Origin of the sequence: Micromonospora rubida, assembly GCF_009908295.1 — a bacterium.
In the GTDB taxonomy this organism is placed as follows: Bacteria; Actinomycetota; Actinomycetes; order Mycobacteriales; family Micromonosporaceae; genus Micromonospora; species Micromonospora rubida.
This window is the reverse complement of sequence record NZ_JAAALO010000004.1, coordinates 336333-356450: the sequence shown is the minus strand read 5'-3', so window position 1 is coordinate 356450 and position 20118 is coordinate 336333. Positions and strand designations below refer to the sequence as shown.

Below are 20118 nucleotides of genomic sequence, written 5' to 3'. Positions count from 1 at the left end.
GTCACGGGCGGCGCGGCAGCAGCAAACGGACATAGGCCCACGAAAAGTGCGTCCCGCGTCATCAGCTTGGACCAGTGACGGTCAGTTCACCAGGCACCACAGCGTGTCGACACACAAATTGTCCGCCGCCGCCATCCGGCCACGAATTCATGTACGACAAAACCCCTGATGAGCCGCGAAGCCGACAGCGGCCGGAAACCCTGGGCGGGCGTACTGTGGGGCCTCTCACCTCCTCTGCGAATATGGACCATGACGGCAACGCAGCCGCAGCCTCCGCGCACCCCGCGGCAGACGCGGTTGGGCGCCGGCGCTCCCGAACCGGGTTCGTCCCACGGATCCGGATCACGCCGCGCGGCAACCCCCACCGGGGCTAGGCGCGGCCGCCAAAGGCCAGCCCGGCACCGGCCGGGCCGGCGCACGATTTGCGCGGACGGGTCACCCCCCGGCGCCGACGCAGACACGACAGGGAGAGACGGATGGCAAAGGGCGACCCCGGGGTCACCACCCGCGGCAGGCGGGCCGCACCCCGTTCCAAGCGGGCCGCGTCAGCGGCTCCCGGCAACCCGGAACTCGTACAGCTGCTGACGCCCGAGGGCGAGCGCATCGAGACGGCGTTCGGCCCGGACGGGACGGAGTACCGCGTCGACTTCACCGACGAGGAGTACCGCGGGCTCTACCGCGACCTCGTGCTGGTCCGCAAGCTCGACGCCGAGGCGACCGCGTTGCAGCGGCAGGGCGAGCTGGGCCTGTGGGCGAGCCTGCTGGGCCAGGAGGCCGCGCAGGTCGGCTCCGGCCGGGCGCTGCGCAGCCAGGACATGGCCTTCCCGACGTACCGGGAGCACGGTGTCCTCTACTGCCGGGGCATCGACCCGATCATGCCGCTCGGCCTGTTCCGCGGCGTCAACCAGGGCGGCTGGGACCCGAACGAGTTCAAGTTCAACATGTACACGATCGTGATCGGGGCGCAGACCCTGCATGCGACCGGGTACGCCATGGGCATCCACATGGACGGCAAGACCGGCACCGAGGACGGCGAGGCGGTCATCGCCTACTTCGGCGACGGCGCCACCAGCCAGGGCGACGTCAACGAGGCGTTCGTCTGGGCCAGCGTCTTCAACTCCCCGCTGGTGTTCTTCTGCCAGAACAACCAGTACGCCATCTCCGAGCCCCTGGAGCGGCAGACCCGGGTGCCGCTCTACCAGCGGGCCGGCGGCTTCGGCTTCCCCGGCGTCCGGGTCGACGGCAACGACGTGCTCGCCTCGTACGCGGTGACCCGGCACGCGCTGGACAACGCGCGGCTCGGCCAGGGCCCCAGCCTGATCGAGGCGTACACCTACCGGATGGGGGCGCACACCACCTCCGACGACCCGACCCGGTACCGGATCGCCAGCGAGGTCGAGGCCTGGCAGGCCAAGGACCCGATCGCCCGGATGAAGGCGTTCCTGGAGAAGCAGAAGATCGCCGACGCGGACTTCTTCGCCGACCTCGACGAGCAGGCCCGCGCCGAGTCGGTGCACCTGCGCGAGCGGGTGCTCGCCATGCCCGACCCCGAGCCGGTGACGATGTTCGACCACGTCTACCCCAACGGGTCGCCTGAGCTCGACGAGCAGCGGGCACGGTTCAGCCGCTACATGGAGTCGTTCGAGGGGAGCGCCCACTGATGGCCACGGAGACGCTCACCCTCGGCAAGGCGATCAACATCGGCCTGCGCAGGGCCCTGGAGGACGACCCGAAGGTCATCATCATGGGCGAGGACGTCGGCAAGCTCGGCGGCGTCTTCCGGGTCACCGACGGGCTCCAGAAGGACTTCGGCGACCAGCGGGTGATCGACACCCCGTTGGCCGAGTCCGGCATCATCGGCACCGCGATCGGCCTGGCCATTCGCGGCTTCCGCCCGGTCTGCGAGATTCAGTTCGACGGCTTCGTCTACCCCGCGTACGACCAGATCGTGTCGCAGGTGGCGAAGATGCACTACCGCTCGCAGGGCAGGCTCCGCATCCCGATGGTCATCCGCATCCCGTACGGCGGGGGCATCGGCGCGGTCGAGCACCACTCGGAGTCGCCGGAGGCGTACTTCGCGCACACCCCCGGTCTGAAGGTCGTCACCTGCGCCAACCCGCAGGACGGCTACTCGATGATCCAGCAGTCGATCGCCTCGGACGACCCGATCGTCTTCCTGGAGCCCAAGCGGCGCTACTGGGAGAAGGGTCCGGTCGAGTTGGACGCCCCGCTGTCGGCGGCGTACCCGCTGCACTCGGCCCGGGTGACACGGCCCGGCACGGACGCGACCGTGCTGGCGTACGGCCCGATGGTGCGCACCTGCATGGAGGCGGCGACCGCCGCCGCCGAGGACGGCCGGGAGCTGGAGGTCATCGACCTGCGCACGCTCTCCCCGCTGGACCTGACCGCCGCGTACGAGTCGGTGAAGCGCACCGGCCGGTGCGTGGTCGTGCACGAGGCCCCGGGCAACCTGGGCCTGGGCTCGGAGATCGCCGCCCGGATCACCGAGGAGTGCTTCTACTCCCTGGAGTCCCCGGTGCTGCGGGTGACCGGCTTCGACACCCCCTACCCGGCCTCCCGGGTGGAGGAGGAGTACCTGCCGGACCTCGATCGGGTGCTCGACGCCGTCGACCGGGCCTTCGGGTGGTGAGCGGCGTGTCGCGGATCAAGGAGTTCAACCTGCCCGACCTGGGTGAGGGCCTGGCCGAGGGCGAGATCCTCGCCTGGCTGGTCAAGGTGGGCGACATGATCGAGCTGAACCAGCCGATCGTCGAGGTGGAGACGGCCAAGGCCGCCGTCGAGATCCCGGCGAAGTGGGCCGGCCAGGTGCGGTCGATCTTCCACCCGGCGGGCAGCACGATCGAGGTCGGCACGCCGATCATCGCGATCGACACCGACCCGGGTGCTGGCCCGATCGAGGAGTCGACCACGGGCACCCCGTCGGCGGACCTGCCCACCCCGTCGGCGGCATCGCTGGCGGCGGTCGAGGTGGCCCCGAGCGAGGGCGCGGTCGAGCCGGGCCTGATCGGCGGCCCAGCCCCGGGCGGCCGTACCGCCGTTCTGGTCGGCTACGGCCCGCGCACCACGGCGGCCAAGCGTCGGCCGCGCAAGGCCGGCGTCCCGGCGCAGGCCACCACCGCCCCGGCGGCCCCGGCCACCGCTCCGGCACCGGTCCCGGTCCCGACCGCCCCGGTCGTCGCCGCGCCGGCGAACGGCAACGGCCACGGGGGTACGCGCACAGCTGGGCCGGTGCTGGCCAAGCCGCCGGTACGCAAGCTCGCCCGGGACCTCGGCGTCGACCTGGCCGCGCTGACCGGGTCGGGTCCACTGGGCTCGATCACCCGGGAGGACGTACAGCGGGCGGCGAGCGGCACCGTGACGGCGGCCGAGCCGCTGACGGCGGTGGCGGCGACCACGGCGGCGGCGAGCTTCGGCGCGGACCGCGAGCAGCGCATCCCCGTCAAGGGGGTACGCAAGCTCACCGCCGAGAACATGTCCCGCTCGGCGTTCACGGCCCCGCACGTGACGGAGTTCCTGACCGTCGACGTCACCCGCGCGACGAAGGCCCTGGACCGGCTGCGCGGCCGGCGGGAGTGGCGCGACGTCCGGGTCTCGCCGCTGCTGCTGGTGGCCAAGGCGGTGCTGCTCGCGGCGCGACGGCACCCGATGGTCAACTCGACGTGGGCCGGCGACGAGATCGTCGTCAAGGACTACGTCAACCTGGGCATCGCGGCGGCCACCGAGCGCGGGCTGATCGTGCCGAACATCAAGGACGCCGGCCGGCTGTCGCTGCGCGAGCTGGCGGACGCGATGACGGACCTGGTGCAGACGGCCAAGGCCGGCCGGACCTCGCCCGCCGCCATGTCCGGCGGCACCCTGACGATCACCAACGTCGGGGTGTTCGGGGTGGACACCGGCACGCCGATCCTGCCCCCGGGCGAGTCGGCGATCCTGGCCTTCGGCGCGGTCCGTGAGATGCCCTGGGTGCACAAGGGCAAGGTCCGTCCGCGTCAGGTGACCACGCTGGGCCTGTCCTTCGATCACCGGATCATCGACGGTGAGCTCGGGTCGAAGTTCCTCCGCGACATCGGGGACTTCCTGACCGACCCGGAGGCGGCGCTGCTCGCCTGGACCTGACGGTTAGCCGACACCAGCCACGGCCGGTGTGCCACGGGTGAACACCCGGCACACCGGCCGTTGCCGTTGACAGAAGAAAACCCAGGCAGAGGGCCTCGTTGACCTACGATCCTTAGGCGAGTGTCTCAGCTCACCTACTAATCGATGGATTCTCCGCCCTCCATGCGCTTCAATGGACACATCAGGGGCTGACAACCGAATAGTTATGAGGAGAACCCAGATGAGCATGATCGAGCGAATCCGCAACCGCCGCGACGCCAACCGCCGTGCCCGCGCCATCGAGCACGCGCTGCGTTCCGCCAACTCGCCTGCGGTCCGTGACGAGCTTCTCGCCATCGCCCAGCGTCACGTGAGCTGACGCCCCACACTTTCCTCGCCTCCTCCAGTTCGACGACCCGCCCGCTCACCCCGGGCGGGTCGTCGGCGTTTCGGACCGATTGACACCGGGATTCCACCTCGCGGCACCGCCCGGTACGGTGAGGATCGGTCGTCAACCACACGTCCGGACCCCGTCGCGCCGATAGAAGCTGCTCGACACGGTTCGGCAACGCGGAGTGACGGCCGGTGCTCCCCGGATGCCGCGGGCGGTCACCGGATACGGTGCGGGGAGTCCCCACAGCCGGTCCGCCGGCGACGCCGGCACCAGGCCGACATGTGATGGAGGAGGCGCACCGATGACGTCCGAGGGCCCGCACCACCCCGGCCAAGAACCGGACGAGGTGTCGCCGGGCAACGGCGCACCGGCGCCGTACGGCGTCGCCAACCCGGACCTGGGCTGGGCACCCCCGCCCCCCACGGCCCGGCCGAATCCGCCAGCTCCCGGCCGGGCGCAGAACGACCAGCCGCCCACGGCGGCCTGGGGCGCCGCCGCCCCGCCGAACGCCCAGCCGCCCACCGCCGCCTGGGGCGCCGCGCCCCAGGGTGGCCAGCCGCCGACGGCGGCCTGGGGCGCCGCACCGCAGAACGAGCAGCCACCCACCGCCGCCTGGGGTGCCGCCCAGGTGCCGGCACAGCAGCCGGAGCCGGCCCGGCCGGACGCGTGGGGCCCGCCGTCCGCCGCGCCGCAGCCCGCCTGGGGCCAGGCCGACCAGCCGATGCCGGGCTGGAAGCAGGAGGATCAGCCCGGCCCCACCTGGGCCGCCACCGCGCCGCCCGGCTCCGCCGGTGTTCCGTCCCAGCCGGCCTGGGGAGCGCAGCCCGAACAACCGGCGCCGGCCTGGGCCGCCCAGGCCGAGCAGCCGCCCGCCGCGTGGGGCCAGAACGAGTCGGCCGCCCGGGGTGCCGCCCGCGTCCCCGGTCAGGCCACCCCACCCCAGGACGCCTGGCCCGCCCAGGCCGACGCCAACCGGCCCGACGGCTGGAACCCCACCGGCCAGCAGGACGACGACCCTGCCCGCTCCGGCGGCTGGACCGCGAGCGGACAGCAGGACGACCCTGCCCGCTCCGGCGGCTGGAACGCCGGCTCGCCCGCCTCCCCTCAGGACGACCCCGCCCGCTCCGGCGGCTGGAACGCCGGTCGGCAGCAGGACGACGAACCCGTTCACCCGGGTGGCTGGGCCCCGGCCGAGCAGCCCGCGTTCGCCGGCAAGGCCGAGCAGCCTCCCGCCCCCTGGGGGCAGACCGAGTCGGCCGCCCGGGGTGCCGCCCGCGTCCCCGGCCAGGCCACCCCACCCCAGGACGCCTGGCCCGCCCAGGCCGACGCCAACCGGCCCGACGGCTGGAACCCCACCGGCCAGCAGGACGACGACCCCGCCCGCCCCGACTGGAACGCCGGCCCGCCCGCTTCCCCTCAGGACGACCCCGCCCGCTCCGGCGGCTGGAACGCCGGCCGGCAACAGGACGACCCTGCTCGCTCCGACGGCTGGGCCACGGCGGAGGGCAGGCCCGACGACCAGCCCCAGCCGACCGCCTGGGCCGGTGCCGACGGAACGGCCAAGCCCGGCACGTGGGGCGCGGCGTCGGTGCCGCAACCGCAGGATGACCGGCCGGCCGTCCCGGACTGGGCGGCGGCCGAGCCGACGTCGGTGCCACCGGCCCGGGCCACCGCCACCGTCGGCGTGGACGGGCCGCCGTCCTGGAGCGCCCCGGCGGATAGTCAGCAGCAATGGCCCGGACCGGACCGGACCGAGCGGCCCGGCGTGCCGGACGTCGAGCCGTGGGCGCCGGGCGAGGCGTGGGGACGTTCCGCCGAGGCGGAGCCCGCCGCGCCGCAGCCGGCCGGCAACGGCTGGGAGCCCGAACGGTCGGAGGATCGGCCGCTGTACCAGCCGGCACCGGCCCCGGGGATCTCGCCGGCCAACGCCGTCCCGCTGCCGCCGCAGGAGCAGCGGGTGCCCGGCGCCAGCCTGGCCGCCGCCCCGCCGGCCGACTACCTGCCGCCGGCCCAGTTCACCCCGGAGGTCGAGGCGCCGGTCGAGCCGGGCATCCGCGAGGCCGGGCCGGCGGCGTACGAGCCGGAGCTGGCGGGGGCCGACAACGGCTGGGGCCGCGCCGAGGAGCCGCAGTCGCCGGCCGGTCCGGTCGTTCCCGCTCCCCGGATGTCGCCGGAGGGCCAGGCGTCCGCCCGGGCCGCCGTCTCCCTGCCGGAGGCCGGGGAGTCCGCAGCCGGTGCCGCCGGCAGCGTCTCGGCGAGCGCGTCCGTGCCGCTGACCAGCCGGGTGATGCCCCCGAACGACCAGGCCCTGCGGCCCGGCGACACGCCCGCGCCGCAGCCCCGGGTGTACGGCCGGCCCGCCCGCCCGGAGCCGGTCGAGGAGCCGGAGCAGGCGGAGGACCTCAGCTTCCACCCCGACCCCAACCCGCCGCACCGCTTCGACGAGCCGGGCCCACAGGGACGCTTCGACGAACACGACCCCCAGGGCCGATTCGACGAGCCGGGCCAGCGCGGGCGCTTCGACGAGCCTGGGCCCCAGAGCCGGTTCGACGACCCCGGGCCACATGGCCGGTTCGACGAGCCCGCGCCACATGGCCGGTTCGACGACCCCGCGCCACATGGCCGGTTCGACGACCCCGCGTCGCATGGCCGGTTCGACGAGCCCGGCCAGCCGCAGCGCTTCGACGAGCCCGACCGGCAACACGGGTACGGCGACGGGCCGGCCGCCGCAGCGGCGGTTCCGCCCATCTTCCCGCCCGGCGTGCCGTCCTTCGTGGACCCGCCGGCCAGCAACCGGCCGGTGAACGGCGTCCGGCCGCACGACGGCGACCGGCCGGGTGACCAGTTCGGCGGCCCGGCGGCCCCGCCCGGCGGCGGCACGGCCGTCCAGGGCGCGGTGCCGGGGCACGGCCCGGCACCGTTCGGCGAGCCGGCCCAGGGTGGCTTCCCGCCGGCCTTCCCGCCGCAGGGCCAGCAGTCGGGTACGTCCTGGGACATGGAGCCCGAGCAGGGCCGGTTCGACACGTTCAAGCCGGACGCGGCCGAGCAGAAGACCGAGGCGCCACCGCCGAAGGTGCGCAACGGCCGGGTGCTGGCCGCCGTGCTGGTGGCCGCCGTGCTGATCCTCGCGGTCCCGCTCGGCCTGCTCATGCTGCTCGGCAAGTTCAGCGACGACAAGGCACCGGCGTTCGACCCGGCGGTCGGCTCCTGCGTAAAGCAGACGGGCGACAACGCGACGGCGGCGACCTGCGGGGACGCCGACACCTTCACCGTGGTGTCGAAGGTCGCCGCCAAGGAGAAGTGCGCCGACCCGGCGCAGCCGCACGTGGTGCTCCGAGGCGACCTGCCGAACAAGGTGCTCTGCCTGAAGCCGTCCACCAAGTAGCGGATTCCCGAGGGCGGGGCCACGGACCACCGTGGCCCCGCCCTCGTCGTACGCCGCCCGGGTGTGACCGGGGCCGCGCAGGGTGTTGGCGTGCGGGGCGTCCCCGTCGGGCAGACTGAGAAGATGAGCGCACGAGTACGGGCCCCGGAGCTGCGCGGACGGGGCTGGCTGAACACCGGTGGGCGGGACCTGAGGCTGTCCGACCTGCGCGGCAAGGTCGTAGTGGCGGACTTTTGGACCTTCTGCTGCGTCAACTGCCTGCACGTGCTCGACGAGCTGCGCCCGCTGAAGGAGAAGTACGCCGACGTGCTGGTCGTCGTCGGCGTCCACTCGCCGAAGTTCGAGCACGAGAAGGACCCGGACGCCCTCGCCGCCGCCGTCGAGCGGTACGGCGTGCGCCACCCCGTCCTCGACGATCCTGAGCTGGACATGTGGCAGCAGTACGCGGCCCGGGCCTGGCCGACCCTCGCGGTGATCGACCCCGAGGGGTACGTGGTGGCCACCATGGCCGGCGAGGGCCACGCCGAAGGGCTGGCCCGGCTGGTGGACGAGTTGGTCGCCATCCACGAGGCGAAGGGCACCCTGCACCGGGGCGACGGCCCGTACGTGCCGCTGGCCGAGCCGGAGACCACCCTGCGCTTCCCCGGTAAGGCCGTCCTGCTCGACGACGGGAACCTGCTGGTCTCCGACTCGGCCCGGCACAGCCTGGTCGAGCTGGCCCCCGACGGCGAAACGCTGGTCCGTCGGATCGGCTCGGGCGACCGGGGGCGGGCCGACGGCTCGGCCGACGCCGCCGCGTTCTCCGAACCGCAGGGGCTGTGCCGGCTGCCGGCGCACGTGGCCGAGGTGGCCGGGTACGACCTGGTCGTCGCGGACACCGTCAACCACCTGCTGCGCGGCGTGAGGCTGGGCACCGGCGAGGTGGTCACCGTCGGCGGCACCGGCCGGCAGTGGCGTTCCACGGTGGACGACCACGCCCACGACGCGCTCTCGGTCGACCTCTCCTCCCCCTGGGACCTGGCCTGGTACGACGACAGGGTGATCGTCGCGATGGCCGGCATCCACCAGCTCTGGTGGTTCGACCCGATCCGACGCACGACCGGGATGTACGCCGGCACGACGGTCGAGGCGCTGCGCGACGGCCCCCGGGCCGAGGCGTGGATGGCCCAGCCGTCCGGCCTGTCGGTGTCGACCGACGGCGCGCGGCTGTGGGTCGCCGACAGCGAGACCAGCTCGGTCCGGTACGTCGAGAACGGCGTCCTGGCCACCGCCGTCGGGCAGGGGCTGTTCGACTTCGGCCACGTCGACGGGCCGGCCGAGCGGGCGCTGCTCCAGCACCCGCTGGGCGTCTGCGCGCTGCCGGACGGCTCGGTGCTGGTAGCCGACACGTACAACGGCGCGGTCCGGCGGTTCGACCCGGGGACCGGCCAGGTGTCCACGGTCGCCGACGGGCTGGCCGAGCCGAGCGACGTGGTGCTGACCGCCGACGGCGGGGTGCTGGTGGTCGAGTCGGCGGCGCACCGGCTGACCCGGCTGGCTCCGGGCGCGCTGTCGGCCGCCGGGGCGAGCACGGTCGACGGCCCCCGGCACCGCACCGAGCGAAAGCCGACGGACCTGGCGGCCGGCGAGGTCACCCTGGACATCGTCTTCACCCCGGCCCCGGGGCAGAAGCTGGACGGGACGTACGGGCCGTCGACCCGGCTGGTGGTCTCGGCGTCCCCACCGGAGCTGCTGCTGGAGGGGGCGGGCACCGGCACCGACCTGTCCCGCCGGCTGGTGGTCGACGGGACGGTGGCCGGCGGGGTGCTCCAGGTGACCGCCCAGGCGGCGACGTGCGACGCCGACGTGGAGCACGCGGCCTGCCACCTGACCCGGCAGGACTGGGGCGTGCCGGTCCGGGTGGTCGAGGGTGCCGCGGCCCGGCTCCCGCTGGTCCTGCGCGGCCTGGACGCCTGACCGCCCGCCGGCCGAGCGGGGGCTGTTCACACGAACGGGGTGGGGGTGACTCCCGCGTCGATGAGCGCGGCCCGCACCAGGGCGGCGGACGCGACCGCCCCCGGGGTGTCCCCGTGCAGGCAGATCGATTCGACCGGGCAGGGGACGACGGTGCCGTCGACCGCGACCACGGTCCGCTCGGTGGCCATCCGGACGGCCCGCTCGGCCACCCGCTCGGGATCGGTGACCAGCGCGCCGAGGGCGGTGCGGGGCACCAGCGTGCCGTTGGGCAGATAGCCCCGGTCGGCGAAGGCCTCGGCGACCACCCGGATGCCCGCCCCGGTGGCGAGCTGGGCGAGCACCGAGCCGGGCGCGCAGAGCACCGGCAGCTCGTGGTCGTAGTCGTTGATCGCGGCGACCAGCGCGGCGGCCTGCGACTCGTCGGCCGCCGCCGCGTGGTAGAGCGCGCCGTGCGGCTTGAGGTACCGGACCCGGATGCGGAACGCCCGGCAGAACGCGTCGAGCGCGCCGAGCTGGTAGGTCACCTCGTCGCGCAGGTCGGCGAAGGCGTACGCGATGTGCCGGCGGCCGAATCCGGCGAGGTCGCGGTAGCCGACCTGGGCGCCGACGGTGACCCCGCGCTCGGCGGCGGCGGCGCAGACCCGGCGCATGGTGGACGGGTCGCCGCCGTGGAAGCCGCAGGCGATGTTGGCCGAGGTGATCAGGTCCAGCAGCGCCTCGTCGTCGCCGAGCCGCCAGATGCCGAAACCCTCGCCGAGGTCAGCGTTGAGGTCCATGGAACCTCACCGTAGTGCCTGGGCGGGCCTGCGCGAGCCCGGTCACGTCGTCCACCACCCCGATGACCGGGTAGCCGCCGGTGGTCGGGTGGTCGGCGAGGAAGATCAGCGGCTGGCCGTCGGCGGGCACCTGCACCGCGCCCAGCACGATGCCCTCGCTGGGCAGTTCCCCGGCCACCGCGCGGGGCAGCGGTGCGCCGACCAGTCGCGCGCCGACCCGGTTGCTCACCGCGCTCACCGTGTACGCCGTGCCGTACAGCAGGTCGAACGCGGCCGGGGTGAACCAGTCGTCGCGGGGGCCGGGGCGCAGCCCGAGGAGCAGCTCGGCCGGGGCCGGGCGGTTGACGGTGCCGTCCACCGGCGCGGGGCCGCCGGCCGGGGCGCCGAGCGGCAGGGTGTCGCCGTCCCGCAGCGGGGGCGGGCCGAGGCCGGAGAGGGTGTCGGTGGACCGGCTGCCGAGCACCGGTGCGACGGCGATCCCGCCGGCCACGGCGAGCCAGCTCCGCAGTCCGGTGCGGGCCGGGCCGACCCGCACGACCGCCCCGGCCGGGACCGCGAGGGGCCGGCCGACGTCGCCGGGCCGGTCGCCGACCCGGACGTCGACGTCCGCGCCGGTGATCGCGACCGTGCCGGCCCGGGTCAGCCGCAGCGTGCAGCCGGTCAGGGTGATCTCCAGGCCGGCGGCGGCCTCCGGGTTGCCGGCGAGGCGGTTGGCCAGCCGCAGCGCCGCCGGGTCGAGCGCCCCGGACCGGGGCACGCCGAGGTGTGCCCAGCCGGGCCGCCCCTGGTCCTGCACGGTGGTGAGCGCGCCGGCCCGGAGCACCTCGATCCGGCCGGACGGTTCGTCGCCGGACGGTTCGTCGCCGGGCGGTTCGTCGCCGGGCGGGGCGGCGGGTCGGGCGGTCACCCGGCCACCAGGCGGACCCGGGTGCCCGGGGTGAGCCGGGCCGGCGGGTCGGCGTACGCGTCGAACAGGGTCAGGTCGGTCCGGCCGACGAGCAGCCAGCCGCCGGGCGACGCGCCGGGGTAGATCCCGGCGTACGGGCCGGCCAGGGCGACCGAGCCGGCCGGCACCCGGGGCCGGGGCGTCCGCAGCCGGGGCACGGCCCATTCCGCCGGCAGCCCGGTCAGGTACGCGAACCCGGGCGCGAACCCGCAGAAGGCGACCCGGAACGTGGTGCCGGTGAGCCGGGCGACCACCTCGGGCACGTCCACCCCCCAGTGGCCGGCGACGGCGGGCAGGTCCGCACCGTCGTACCCGACGGGGACCTCGACCTCGTCGGCGGGCGCGGCGGCGTCTACGGCGGGCCGGGGCGTCCAGCCGGCGTCATCGGCGTCGGCGGGCCGGGGCGTCCAGCCGGCGACGAGCGCGGTGGCCCGGGCCTGGTCGGGTACCCCGTCGAGCAGCACGGTACGGGCCGCCGGGACGATCTCGACGGCGGTCAGCTCGCCGGCTGCCCGGCGGCGCCACAGCTCGGCGCGCCACGCCTCGACCTGGTCGGGGCCGTCGCAGTCGAGCAGCAAGGCGTTCGTGCCGACGGGTCGGATCCGCATCCCGTCATGATTCCCGATTTGGCGGACGGCCAGGGGCGTCGGACCCCTCGGTCTCGTGACCCGAGACACTACTTGCAGGTAACCTACGGTGCCGTAACCTACTGGTGTGACGACCTCCGCCCCGCTTCGACTCAAGCCGGTCGACATCGGAAAGCCCCGGATGCGGGGCTGGCTGCACGCCTACGCGTTCTTCGTCGCGCTCGTCTGCGGCGTCGTGCTCTGTTCCGTCGCGGCTACTCGGCCCGGCTGGGCTCCGCTGGTGAGCTGCCTGATCTACAGCCTGACCGTGTGCGGGCTCTTCGGCACCAGCGCGCTCTACCACCGCCGGGTGTGGTCGGAACGCGGGTACCAGATCATGCGCCGGATGGACCACTCGATGATCTTCGTGTTCATCGCCGGCACGTACACGCCGTTCTGCGTACTGCTGCTGGACGCCCGGCACGCGACCACCATGCTCGCCCTGGTCTGGGGCGGCGCGCTGGGCGGGGTGGCGGTGAAACTGATCTGGCCGCACGCCCCACGCTGGGTCTCCGCCCCGCTCTATCTGGCGCTCGGTTGGGTCGCGGTGGCGATGCTGCCGCAGATCCTGCACTCCGGCGGGGTGACCGCGCTGGTGCTGCTCGCCGCCGGCGGCGCGATCTACAGCGTCGGTGCGGTCTTCTACGCGCTGCGCCGCCCCAACCCGTGGCCCACCGTCTTCGGCCACCACGAGTTCTTCCACGCCTGCACCCTGGTGGCCGCGATCTGTCACCACATCGCGATCTACTTCGCCCTGTTCGCCTGAGCGCCCCCGCCACTTCGCCCCGTACACACGCGCCGGAGGCCCCGCACCATTGCGGGGCCCCGGGGTTCTCGGGCGGGTCGACGGCCGACACTCGGGCGGGTCGACGGCCGGTGGTCGGCGGGTCGGACGACTCTCAGACCGTCCGGCCCGGGCGGCGCACCTCGCGGTACTCCTGCACCACCGGCTCGCCCTGCACCGGCACGACCCGGTCGGCCACGACCCGGTTCCCCCGCACCGGGGTGGCCACCACGGTCCGCCGGCCCCGGTTCCAGAAGTAAAGGGTGGTGAGGAGGCTGACGACTCCGGTGAGCATCAGCACCCAGCCGACGACACCGAGGTTGAGCCACCCCAGGTCGGCCTGCACGGCGAACGCGAAGATCGCACCCAGTGCGATGAGGAAGATGCTGGCACCAATGCCCATTTTGTCGCCTCCTTGGCTGTCAGCTGGCGCTGCTACCCGCCGCGGCCATGGATAAGGTTGCGGCACCCATCGACATACCCCGGCACTCCGCTCGCCAATCGGGCAAGCTGGGTCCATGACGGACGCCGGGGGTACGGAACGGACGCTGGTGCTGCTACGGCACGCCAAGGCGGAACCGCCGGGTGACGACAGGGACGCCGATCGGCGGCTGACCGCGCGGGGTGACGCCGACGCCGCCGCGGCCGGCGCCTGGCTGGCCCGGCACGGCCTGCTGCCCGACGTGGTGTTCTGTTCGACCGCGAGACGCACCCGGGAGACCTGGCACGGGGTGGCGCTGGGCATGACCGGCTCGCCGGACGAGACCGGGCCCGCCGGCTCCGCCCCGACCGTGCGCTACGAACCCGGCGTGTACGAGGCAGGCCCGGCGGAGCTGCTGGCCCTGGTCCGGTCGGCACCGCCGGAGGCGACAACGGTGCTACTGGTCGCTCACAACCCGGGCGTCTCGCTGCTCTCGGCGCTCCTCGACCCGGAGCGGGCGGACCAGCAGGGCATGCGCACCGCCGACCTCGTGGTGCACCGCACCCGGTTCCCCTGGGCCGACCTGCGCCAGGCCGACATCACCGCCCACCACACGCCACGGGGCTGAGCCCGCGAGGCGGCTCCTCTCGACGCGGTCCCGGGGCCCGCCCGACGCGGGCTTCCTCAGTGCGCGACAACCACAGGGCAACGGGACGGGTACGCGTGGCAGGGGCCCCGGTGCGACCGGGGCCCCTGCTCACGGGCTCACTCAGGACGGCGGTGCCGTGGGCGGAGGCGGGTCGGGCGGAGGCGGCATCATCGCGGTCGGATGCGACAGCCGGTTCTCCTCCACGATCAAGGTGCGTGCCCGCTTACGCCGGTCCTGCCAGAACCAGAGTGTGGTGAGCAGTATGGCCAACCCGGCCAGGATGGACACCCACCCGACCGCGCGCAGGTCCACCCACCAGACGTTCGCCCGGATGGCGAAGGTCAGGATCGCGCCGATGGCGATCAGAAAGATTCCGCTACCAATGCCCATGTGCGCTGCACCCCCACGTGCGGTGGCTCTGGGCGTTCACTGACGGCGTCCGCGCTCCGGTTACCCGCCCAGGCCGGCAACTACCCGGCACAGACGCCCCGATACGAGCCCAAACCCACCCAACCCAGAACGCCGGCACTTTCACGGAATCTGTGGCCTCCCGACGCGGGATAAGCCCTAATTCCGTGAAAGTGCCGGCGCAGAACCCAGGGGGTGGGGTGGAGGTTAGAAGGAGTCCTCCGGGAGGTCCATTACGTCCAGGTCGGTGTTCTCGATGATGCGCCGGTCCGCGCCGAGGCGGGGCAGCACCTCGCGGGCGAAGAACTTCGCGGCGGCCACCTTGCCGGTGTAGAACGCCTTGTCCGTGGCGGACAGCTCTCCGTTCAGGGCACGCAGGGCCACGTCGGCCTGCCGCTGGAGCAGCCAGCCGACGACCAGGTCGCCGATCGCCAGCAGGAACCGCCGGCTGCTCAGGCCGACCTTGTAGAGCGCCCGGGAGTCGCCGGCCTGCGCCTCACCCAGCCAGCCGGTGAGCACGCCGAGGATGTTCTGGATCTCGGCGAGCGCCTTGCCGAGCGCCTGCCGCTCCTGCTTGAGCTGGCCGTTGCCGCCCTCGGAGGTGATGAACTCCTGGATCTCGGTGGCCACCGTCGTCAGGGCCTTGCCGTTGTCCCGGACGATCTTCCGGAAGATCAGGTCGAGGCTCTGGATCGCCGTGGTGCCCTCGTACAGGGTGTCGATCTTGGCGTCCCGGACGTACTGCTCCAGCGGGTAGTCCTGGAGGAAGCCGGAGCCGCCGAACGTCTGGAGCGCCTCGTGGCCGAGCATCTCGTACGCCCGCTCCGAGCCGACGCCCTTGACCAGCGGCAGCAGCAGGTCGTTGACCCGCTTGGCGATCTTCGTCGCCTTCTCGTCGCCGGCCGCCTCGGCGATGGCGACCCGGTCCTGCCAGGTGGCGGTGTAGCAGACCAGGGCGCGCAGGCCCTCGGCGTACGACTTCTGCAGCATCAGCGAGCGGCGCACGTCCGGGTGGTGGGTGATGGTGACCCGGGGCGCGGTCTTGTCGGCCTGCTGGATCAGGTCGGCGCCCTGCACCCGGTTCTTCGCGTACTCCAGGGCGTTGAGGTAGCCGGTGGAGAGGGTGGCGATCGCCTTGGTGCCGACCATCATCCGGGCGTACTCGATGATCATGAACATCTGCCGGATGCCGTCGTGCTTGTCGCCCAGCAGCCAGCCCTTCGCCGGCACGCCGTGCTCGCCGAAGGTCATCTCGCAGGTGTTGGAGACCTTGATGCCCATCTTGTGCTCGACGTTGGTGGCGTAGACGCCGTTGCGCTCGCCCAGCTCGCCGGTCTCCTCGTCGAAGTGGTACTTCGGGACGACGAACAGCGACAGCCCCTTGGTGCCCGGGCCGCCGACGCCCTCGACGCCGACCGGGCGGGCCAGCACGTAGTGCACGATGTTGTCGGTCAGGTCGTGCTCGCCGGAGGTGATGAAGCGCTTCACGCCCTCGATGTGCCACGAACCGTCCGGCTGCTGGACGGCGCGGGCACGACCGGCGCCGACGTCCGAGCCCGCGTCCGGCTCGGTGAGCACCATGGTGGAGCCCCACTGCTTCTCGACGAAGAGCTTGGCCCACTTCCGCTGCCGCTCGTTGCCCTCGACGTGCACCACGTGCGCGAAGGAGGGGCCGGAGGAGTACATCCAGACCGGGGCGTTCGCGCCGAGCACCAGCTCGGCGAGGGACCACCACAGGGCGCGCGGGGCGTTGGTGCCGTCCAGCGCCGGGGGGAGGTCCAGCCGCCAGAACTCCGAGTCCATGAACGCCTGGTACGACTTCTTGAACGACTCCGGCAGTGGGGCGGTGTGCGTGGCCGGGTCGAAAACCGGAGGGTTCCGGTCACTGTCCGTGTAGCTGGCGGCCAGGTCCTCGCGAGCGAGGCGGTCCACCTCGGCGAGGACGCTGCGCGCGGTGTCGACGTCGAGATCCGAGTACGGCTCCTGGCCGAACGCCCGGTCCGCCCCGAAGACCTCGAACAGGTTGAACTCGAGGTCCCGAAGGTTGCTCTTGTAGTGGGTCATGCTCGCTGGCCCCGCTTCCGGACAGGTATTACCGATCAGTAACTCCGAACTGTATTACTCGTCGGTAGGCAGCGACAAGCCGATGGCGGAAGTGACAGCGATTACACACCCGCGTTCCGGCGGTCGCCGGGTTACCGAAGCAGCAGGCCAGCGGCCGTGGGGCCGCCGCCGCCCGGAGCCGGATGACGAAATCGTGCCCAATCCTGGAAGCAGCGGTTCCAGCCGTGCCGCGACACGCATTTTCCAGGACACCGCACGATCCCGACCCGGGGCGTCTGGGCAGCCTCGGCGGCCAGCTCGGTCAGCCCTCGGCGGCACCGACCTCCCAGCTCGGCACCGGGGCGGTCGCCGCGCTGCTCGGGCCCGCGTACTCCATCAGGACCAGGGCGATGTCGTCGTCGAGCCGGCCGTGCACCCACTCGACCAGGGCGGTCTCCAGCGAGGCCAGCCCGTCGCCGACCGTGCCGTGGCCGAGCAGCCGCCAGGCCCGGTCGGCGGTCGGGAAGAACTCGCCGTCCCGGCGGGCCTCGCCGAGACCGTCGGTGAACAGCAGCAGGCGGTCGCCCGGCTCCAGCCGCTCGACCCGGGGCCGGACGACCGGCATGAAGCCCAGCGGAGGGGCGGGGGCCGGCGGTTCGAGGGGGATCACCGCGCCCCGGCGCAGCAGCAGCGGTGCCGGGTGGCCGCAGTTGACGATGGTGAGCGTGCCGCCCCGCTCCTCGACCAGCGCCGCGGTGACGAAGTCCTCGTCGCCGACGTTGCGGGCCACCGCCCGGTCCAAATCGGTCACCACGGCCCGCAGGTCGGCCCGCTCGTACGCCACGTGCCGGTACGAGCCGAGCACGATGCTGGCCAGCCGGACGGCGTCCAACCCCTTGCCCCGGACGTCACCGATGATCATGCGCACGCCGTACGGGGTGTCGATCGCCTCGTACAGGTCGCCGCCGATCTCGGCGGTGGCGGTGGACGAGATGTAGCGCCCGGCCACCGCCAGGGTGCCCACCTGCGGGCCGAGTGGACGCAGCACCGCCTGCTGGGCCACCGCCGCCAGCTTGGACAGCTCGGCGATCTGCTCGGCCTGCCGCTCCCGGACGCCGGCCACCACCCCCGCGATGGCGGTGGCCAACGCGATGCCGGCCACGTTGACGGCGGTCACCAGCGACGTCGTCGGCTCCATCAGGGCGAAGGTCGACCCGATCGCGGTGGCGACGGCGCCCACCCCGAGCACCACCCGCCAGGAGGCGAGCGCGGCGGCGAGGAAGGGCGCGGCGACCATCAGGGCGATGTAGTGCGCCGGACGTCCGTCCGCCAGCTCCACCGCGGAGATGATCGCGAGCAGGGCAAGGGCCGCGCCGAGGCCGGCGCGGGATCCGGGGCTCAGCGGGCCGCGGCCCGACTGAAAGGTATGCGTACGTACGAGGGACAGCATGCCTGATCGACGTGGACCGGTGAATAAACCTGGCCCGTCGTCCGAGAATGTTCTGCCCGGCCGGTCCGTGGCGACGGACCGACGGACGACTGGCGCCTCGCCCATCGCCGGGGCCTCCGCGTCAGCCGAGGACCTCGTACTTCACCGTGAGCGCGCCGACGTCGACGGAGGTGATGGTGGCGAACGCGGCCCGGGACAGGTCGATGCAGCGGCCCTCGATGAACGGGCCACGGTCGTTGATCCGTACGGTGACCGACTTGCCGTTCGCCGGGTTGGTCACCCGGACCTTGGTGTTGAAGGGCAGGGTCTTGTGCGCGGCGGTCAGCTCGTCGGGGTTGAAGTTCTCCCCGTTGGCCGTGAGCTGGCCCTCGTCGTAGAAGGACGCGCCGCAGGAGCCGCTGTCGACGACGGTGCTGGTCGGGGCCGGCTTCTTCGTCGTTGCGGCCGGCTTCGGCGCGGCGGTGCGGGCCTTGCTCCGCGACGCGGCCTGGGTCCGGGTCGCCTTCGGGCTGGCGGTGACCGTGGGCGAGGGGCTGGCGCTGGGCGGCAGGCCCACGCTCGGCGAGGCCGACGGCGAGGCCGGCACGGCGGGGCTGCTCGCCGGGGCGTCGACGAGGGCCGGCGCGGAGTCCGCCGGCTCGCCGGAGGCGAGCTGGACGGCGCCCACGGTCCCACCGACGACGAGCGCGACGCCGACAGCGGCGGTGGCCGCGATTCCGGCCGGCGAGGTGAACATGCGGATACGGGAGTGCCTACCAGCCACCGGGCCCGTCCTTTCGTCGTCGCTGAACAAACCGGCCCGGACCGTAACGAGAGAAGCACTTCCGAAGTCAACGTGATCATGGTGCTATGCCCGCATTTGCTCGCATACGTGTAGCCGATCATCCGAGGCGAGGTGGCCCGCTCGGCCCCGACCCGCTCGGCCCCGAACCCGGCCGTCGCCGGGCCCAGCCGGTGCCGGGCAGGTCGCCGGGATGTCGCAGGATGGGCGGCATGCCCGCTGAGCTGAGCGAACGCCTCGTCGAGCTGTTCCGGTGGATCGATCCCGGCCCGGAGAGCACCCACCTGGTCAGCGACGTCTCCGGCTGGTGGCGGGACCCGGCGGTCCTGGCGGAACTCGGGCCGGCCCTGATCGCGCCGTTCCGGGCCGCCCGGCCGACCGTGGTGCTCGCCCCGGCCGTCACCGGGCTGCTGCTCGGCCCGCTCGCCGCCACCGCGCTCGGGGTGGGCTTCGTGCCGGCGTACAAGGCCGGGGACGGGCGGCTGCCCGCCGGGGCGATCACCTGGGCGCAGAGCCCGCCCGACTTCCGGGGCCGCCGGGTCGAGCTCGGCGTCCGGGACCGGCACCTGGGCCCCGGGGACCGGGTGCTGGTGGTCGACGACTGGGTGGCCACCGGCGCCCAGCTCCACGCCCTGTACGAGATCTGCGCGACCCGGGGGGCCGAGGTCCTCGGCACGGCCGCGGTGGTCGTCGACTGCCCGCCCGCCCTCGCCACCGAGCTGCGGATACGTGGTGTGCTCGACGCCGCGCGGCTGATCTGAGGAAGCACTCGACGGCCGTGCAGGCCCGGCCCAGCACCTCGGCCGTGCAGGCCCGGCCCAGCACCTCGGCCGTGCAGGCCCGGCCCAGCACCTCGGCCGGGCGGGCCGGCCGGCCGGCCACCAGCAGCGGGGGTGGAAATCCGGCGGCGCGACGAAGCGAGCCCGCGTAGCCTCGGCAGGATGTGGCCTCGGATCGGTGAACTGCGTCCCCTCGCCCTCGGCACCCCCGGGGAGCTGCGGGCGAGACTCAACGCCCTGGTGCTGGCCGGGGTCAAGACGGCGACCGCCGGCCTGATCGACGAGTACGCCGAGGAGGGCGAGGAGCTGGAGCGGGCCGGCGAGCGGCTGGCCCTCGTGGACGACCACGACGCGCTGGTCGGCGTCGTGGAGGTGACCGGCGTCGAGGTGGTCCGCTTCGCCGACGTCCCCTGGGACTTCGCCCACTCGGAGGGGGAGGGCGACCGGTCCATCGAGGAGTGGCGGGCCGGTCACGCCGCCTACTGGGCCCGGGTCGGCACCCCCGTCACCGACGACACCCAGGTCGTCTGCATCCGGTTCCGGCTCGTCTCGACCGAGGGCAGCGTCGCCACCTGAGGCGCGACCCTGCCCTGGCGGAGGGCCT

General features: G+C 73.7%; 18 protein-coding genes. 10 read left to right on the top strand and 8 right to left on the bottom strand.

What is annotated here, in order from left to right; genetic code table 11:
- The first annotated feature begins 476 nt into the window (after nucleotides 1-476).
- The 6 genes from pdhA (at nucleotide 477) to GVV04_RS15955 (ending at nucleotide 9851) form a co-directional block, all read left to right on the top strand.
- Entirely contained in the window at nucleotides 477-1661 is a 1185-nt protein-coding gene (gene pdhA, locus GVV04_RS15975) for a pyruvate dehydrogenase (acetyl-transferring) E1 component subunit alpha (RefSeq protein WP_161688822.1), read from the top strand.
- Nucleotides 1661-2650, top strand: a complete 990-nt coding sequence (locus GVV04_RS15970) for an alpha-ketoacid dehydrogenase subunit beta (RefSeq protein ID WP_161688821.1) — start codon at nucleotides 1661-1663, stop codon at nucleotides 2648-2650. The genes pdhA and GVV04_RS15970 overlap by 1 nt, the downstream gene beginning before the upstream one ends.
- Complete coding sequence (locus GVV04_RS15965; protein ID WP_328822415.1) at nucleotides 2647-4137, top strand: dihydrolipoamide acetyltransferase family protein; 1491 nt, start codon at nucleotides 2647-2649, stop codon at nucleotides 4135-4137. Before GVV04_RS15970 ends, GVV04_RS15965 begins: the two co-directional genes overlap by 4 nt.
- Nucleotides 4138-4357: 220 nt before the next feature.
- Nucleotides 4358-4495 (top strand): hypothetical protein, encoded by a 138-nt coding sequence (locus tag GVV04_RS32195; protein WP_201753571.1) that lies wholly within the window; start codon nucleotides 4358-4360, stop codon nucleotides 4493-4495.
- A gap of 316 nt (nucleotides 4496-4811) precedes the next feature.
- On the top strand, nucleotides 4812-7895 hold the full coding sequence (locus tag GVV04_RS15960; protein ID WP_161688819.1) for an LppU/SCO3897 family protein: 3084 nt from the start codon (nucleotides 4812-4814) through the stop codon (nucleotides 7893-7895).
- Nucleotides 7896-8018: 123 nt separating this feature from the next.
- A complete protein-coding gene (locus tag GVV04_RS15955; protein WP_161688818.1) occupies nucleotides 8019-9851 on the top strand; it encodes an NHL domain-containing thioredoxin family protein in 1833 nt (610 codons plus the stop codon).
- Nucleotides 9852-9877: 26 nt separating this feature from the next.
- On the opposite strand, the gene GVV04_RS15950 is transcribed toward GVV04_RS15955, so the two are convergent.
- The 3 genes from GVV04_RS15950 to GVV04_RS15940 are packed head-to-tail and all read right to left on the bottom strand — an operon-like array spanning nucleotide 9878 to nucleotide 12181.
- Nucleotides 9878-10627: a LamB/YcsF family protein gene (locus tag GVV04_RS15950; protein ID WP_161688817.1), complete on the bottom strand. Its 750-nt coding sequence runs from the start codon at nucleotides 10625-10627 to the stop codon at nucleotides 9878-9880.
- Complete coding sequence (locus GVV04_RS15945) at nucleotides 10611-11534, bottom strand: 5-oxoprolinase subunit C family protein (RefSeq protein ID WP_161688816.1); 924 nt, start codon at nucleotides 11532-11534, stop codon at nucleotides 10611-10613. Before GVV04_RS15945 ends, GVV04_RS15950 begins: the two co-directional genes overlap by 17 nt.
- Nucleotides 11531-12181 carry a 5-oxoprolinase subunit B family protein gene (locus GVV04_RS15940; protein WP_161688815.1) on the bottom strand — a complete coding sequence of 217 codons (651 nt, stop codon included), beginning with the start codon at nucleotides 12179-12181 and terminating at the stop codon, nucleotides 11531-11533. The genes GVV04_RS15945 and GVV04_RS15940 overlap by 4 nt, the downstream gene beginning before the upstream one ends.
- 106 nt (nucleotides 12182-12287) lie before the next feature.
- Between GVV04_RS15940 and trhA the strand changes: the two genes are divergently transcribed.
- On the top strand, nucleotides 12288-12965 hold the full coding sequence (gene trhA, locus GVV04_RS15935; protein WP_161688814.1) for a PAQR family membrane homeostasis protein TrhA: 678 nt from the start codon (nucleotides 12288-12290) through the stop codon (nucleotides 12963-12965).
- Between the two features lie 133 nt (nucleotides 12966-13098).
- On the opposite strand, the gene GVV04_RS15930 is transcribed toward trhA, so the two are convergent.
- Nucleotides 13099-13386 carry a DUF6458 family protein gene (locus tag GVV04_RS15930; protein ID WP_161688813.1) on the bottom strand — a complete coding sequence of 96 codons (288 nt, stop codon included), beginning with the start codon at nucleotides 13384-13386 and terminating at the stop codon, nucleotides 13099-13101.
- A 115-nt stretch (nucleotides 13387-13501) separates the two neighbouring features.
- Between GVV04_RS15930 and GVV04_RS15925 the strand changes: the two genes are divergently transcribed.
- Complete coding sequence (locus GVV04_RS15925) at nucleotides 13502-14032, top strand: SixA phosphatase family protein (RefSeq protein ID WP_161688812.1); 531 nt, start codon at nucleotides 13502-13504, stop codon at nucleotides 14030-14032.
- Between the two features lie 141 nt (nucleotides 14033-14173).
- On the opposite strand, the gene GVV04_RS15920 is transcribed toward GVV04_RS15925, so the two are convergent.
- The 4 genes from GVV04_RS15920 to GVV04_RS15905 all read right to left on the bottom strand — a co-directional run bounded on the left by GVV04_RS15920 (nucleotide 14174) and on the right by GVV04_RS15905 (nucleotide 18717).
- A complete protein-coding gene (locus GVV04_RS15920; RefSeq protein ID WP_161688811.1) occupies nucleotides 14174-14443 on the bottom strand; it encodes a DUF6458 family protein in 270 nt (89 codons plus the stop codon).
- 225 nt (nucleotides 14444-14668) lie between these two features.
- Nucleotides 14669-16525 carry an acyl-CoA dehydrogenase gene (locus GVV04_RS15915; RefSeq protein ID WP_161688810.1) on the bottom strand — a complete coding sequence of 619 codons (1857 nt, stop codon included), beginning with the start codon at nucleotides 16523-16525 and terminating at the stop codon, nucleotides 14669-14671.
- Nucleotides 16526-16826: 301 nt separating this feature from the next.
- The gene (locus GVV04_RS15910) at nucleotides 16827-17954 is read right to left on the bottom strand and encodes a PP2C family protein-serine/threonine phosphatase (RefSeq protein ID WP_161688809.1); all 1128 of its coding nucleotides are present in this window, start codon (nucleotides 17952-17954) and stop codon (nucleotides 16827-16829) included.
- A gap of 121 nt (nucleotides 17955-18075) precedes the next feature.
- Nucleotides 18076-18717 carry a septal ring lytic transglycosylase RlpA family protein gene (locus GVV04_RS15905; protein ID WP_161688808.1) on the bottom strand — a complete coding sequence of 214 codons (642 nt, stop codon included), beginning with the start codon at nucleotides 18715-18717 and terminating at the stop codon, nucleotides 18076-18078.
- Nucleotides 18718-18947: 230 nt separating this feature from the next.
- Between GVV04_RS15905 and GVV04_RS15900 the strand changes: the two genes are divergently transcribed.
- Nucleotides 18948-19496: a phosphoribosyltransferase family protein gene (locus tag GVV04_RS15900; protein WP_161688807.1), complete on the top strand. Its 549-nt coding sequence runs from the start codon at nucleotides 18948-18950 to the stop codon at nucleotides 19494-19496.
- Between the two features lie 180 nt (nucleotides 19497-19676).
- On the top strand, nucleotides 19677-20090 hold the full coding sequence (locus tag GVV04_RS15895; protein WP_161688806.1) for an ASCH domain-containing protein: 414 nt from the start codon (nucleotides 19677-19679) through the stop codon (nucleotides 20088-20090).
- Nucleotides 20091-20118 lie beyond the last annotated feature (28 nt).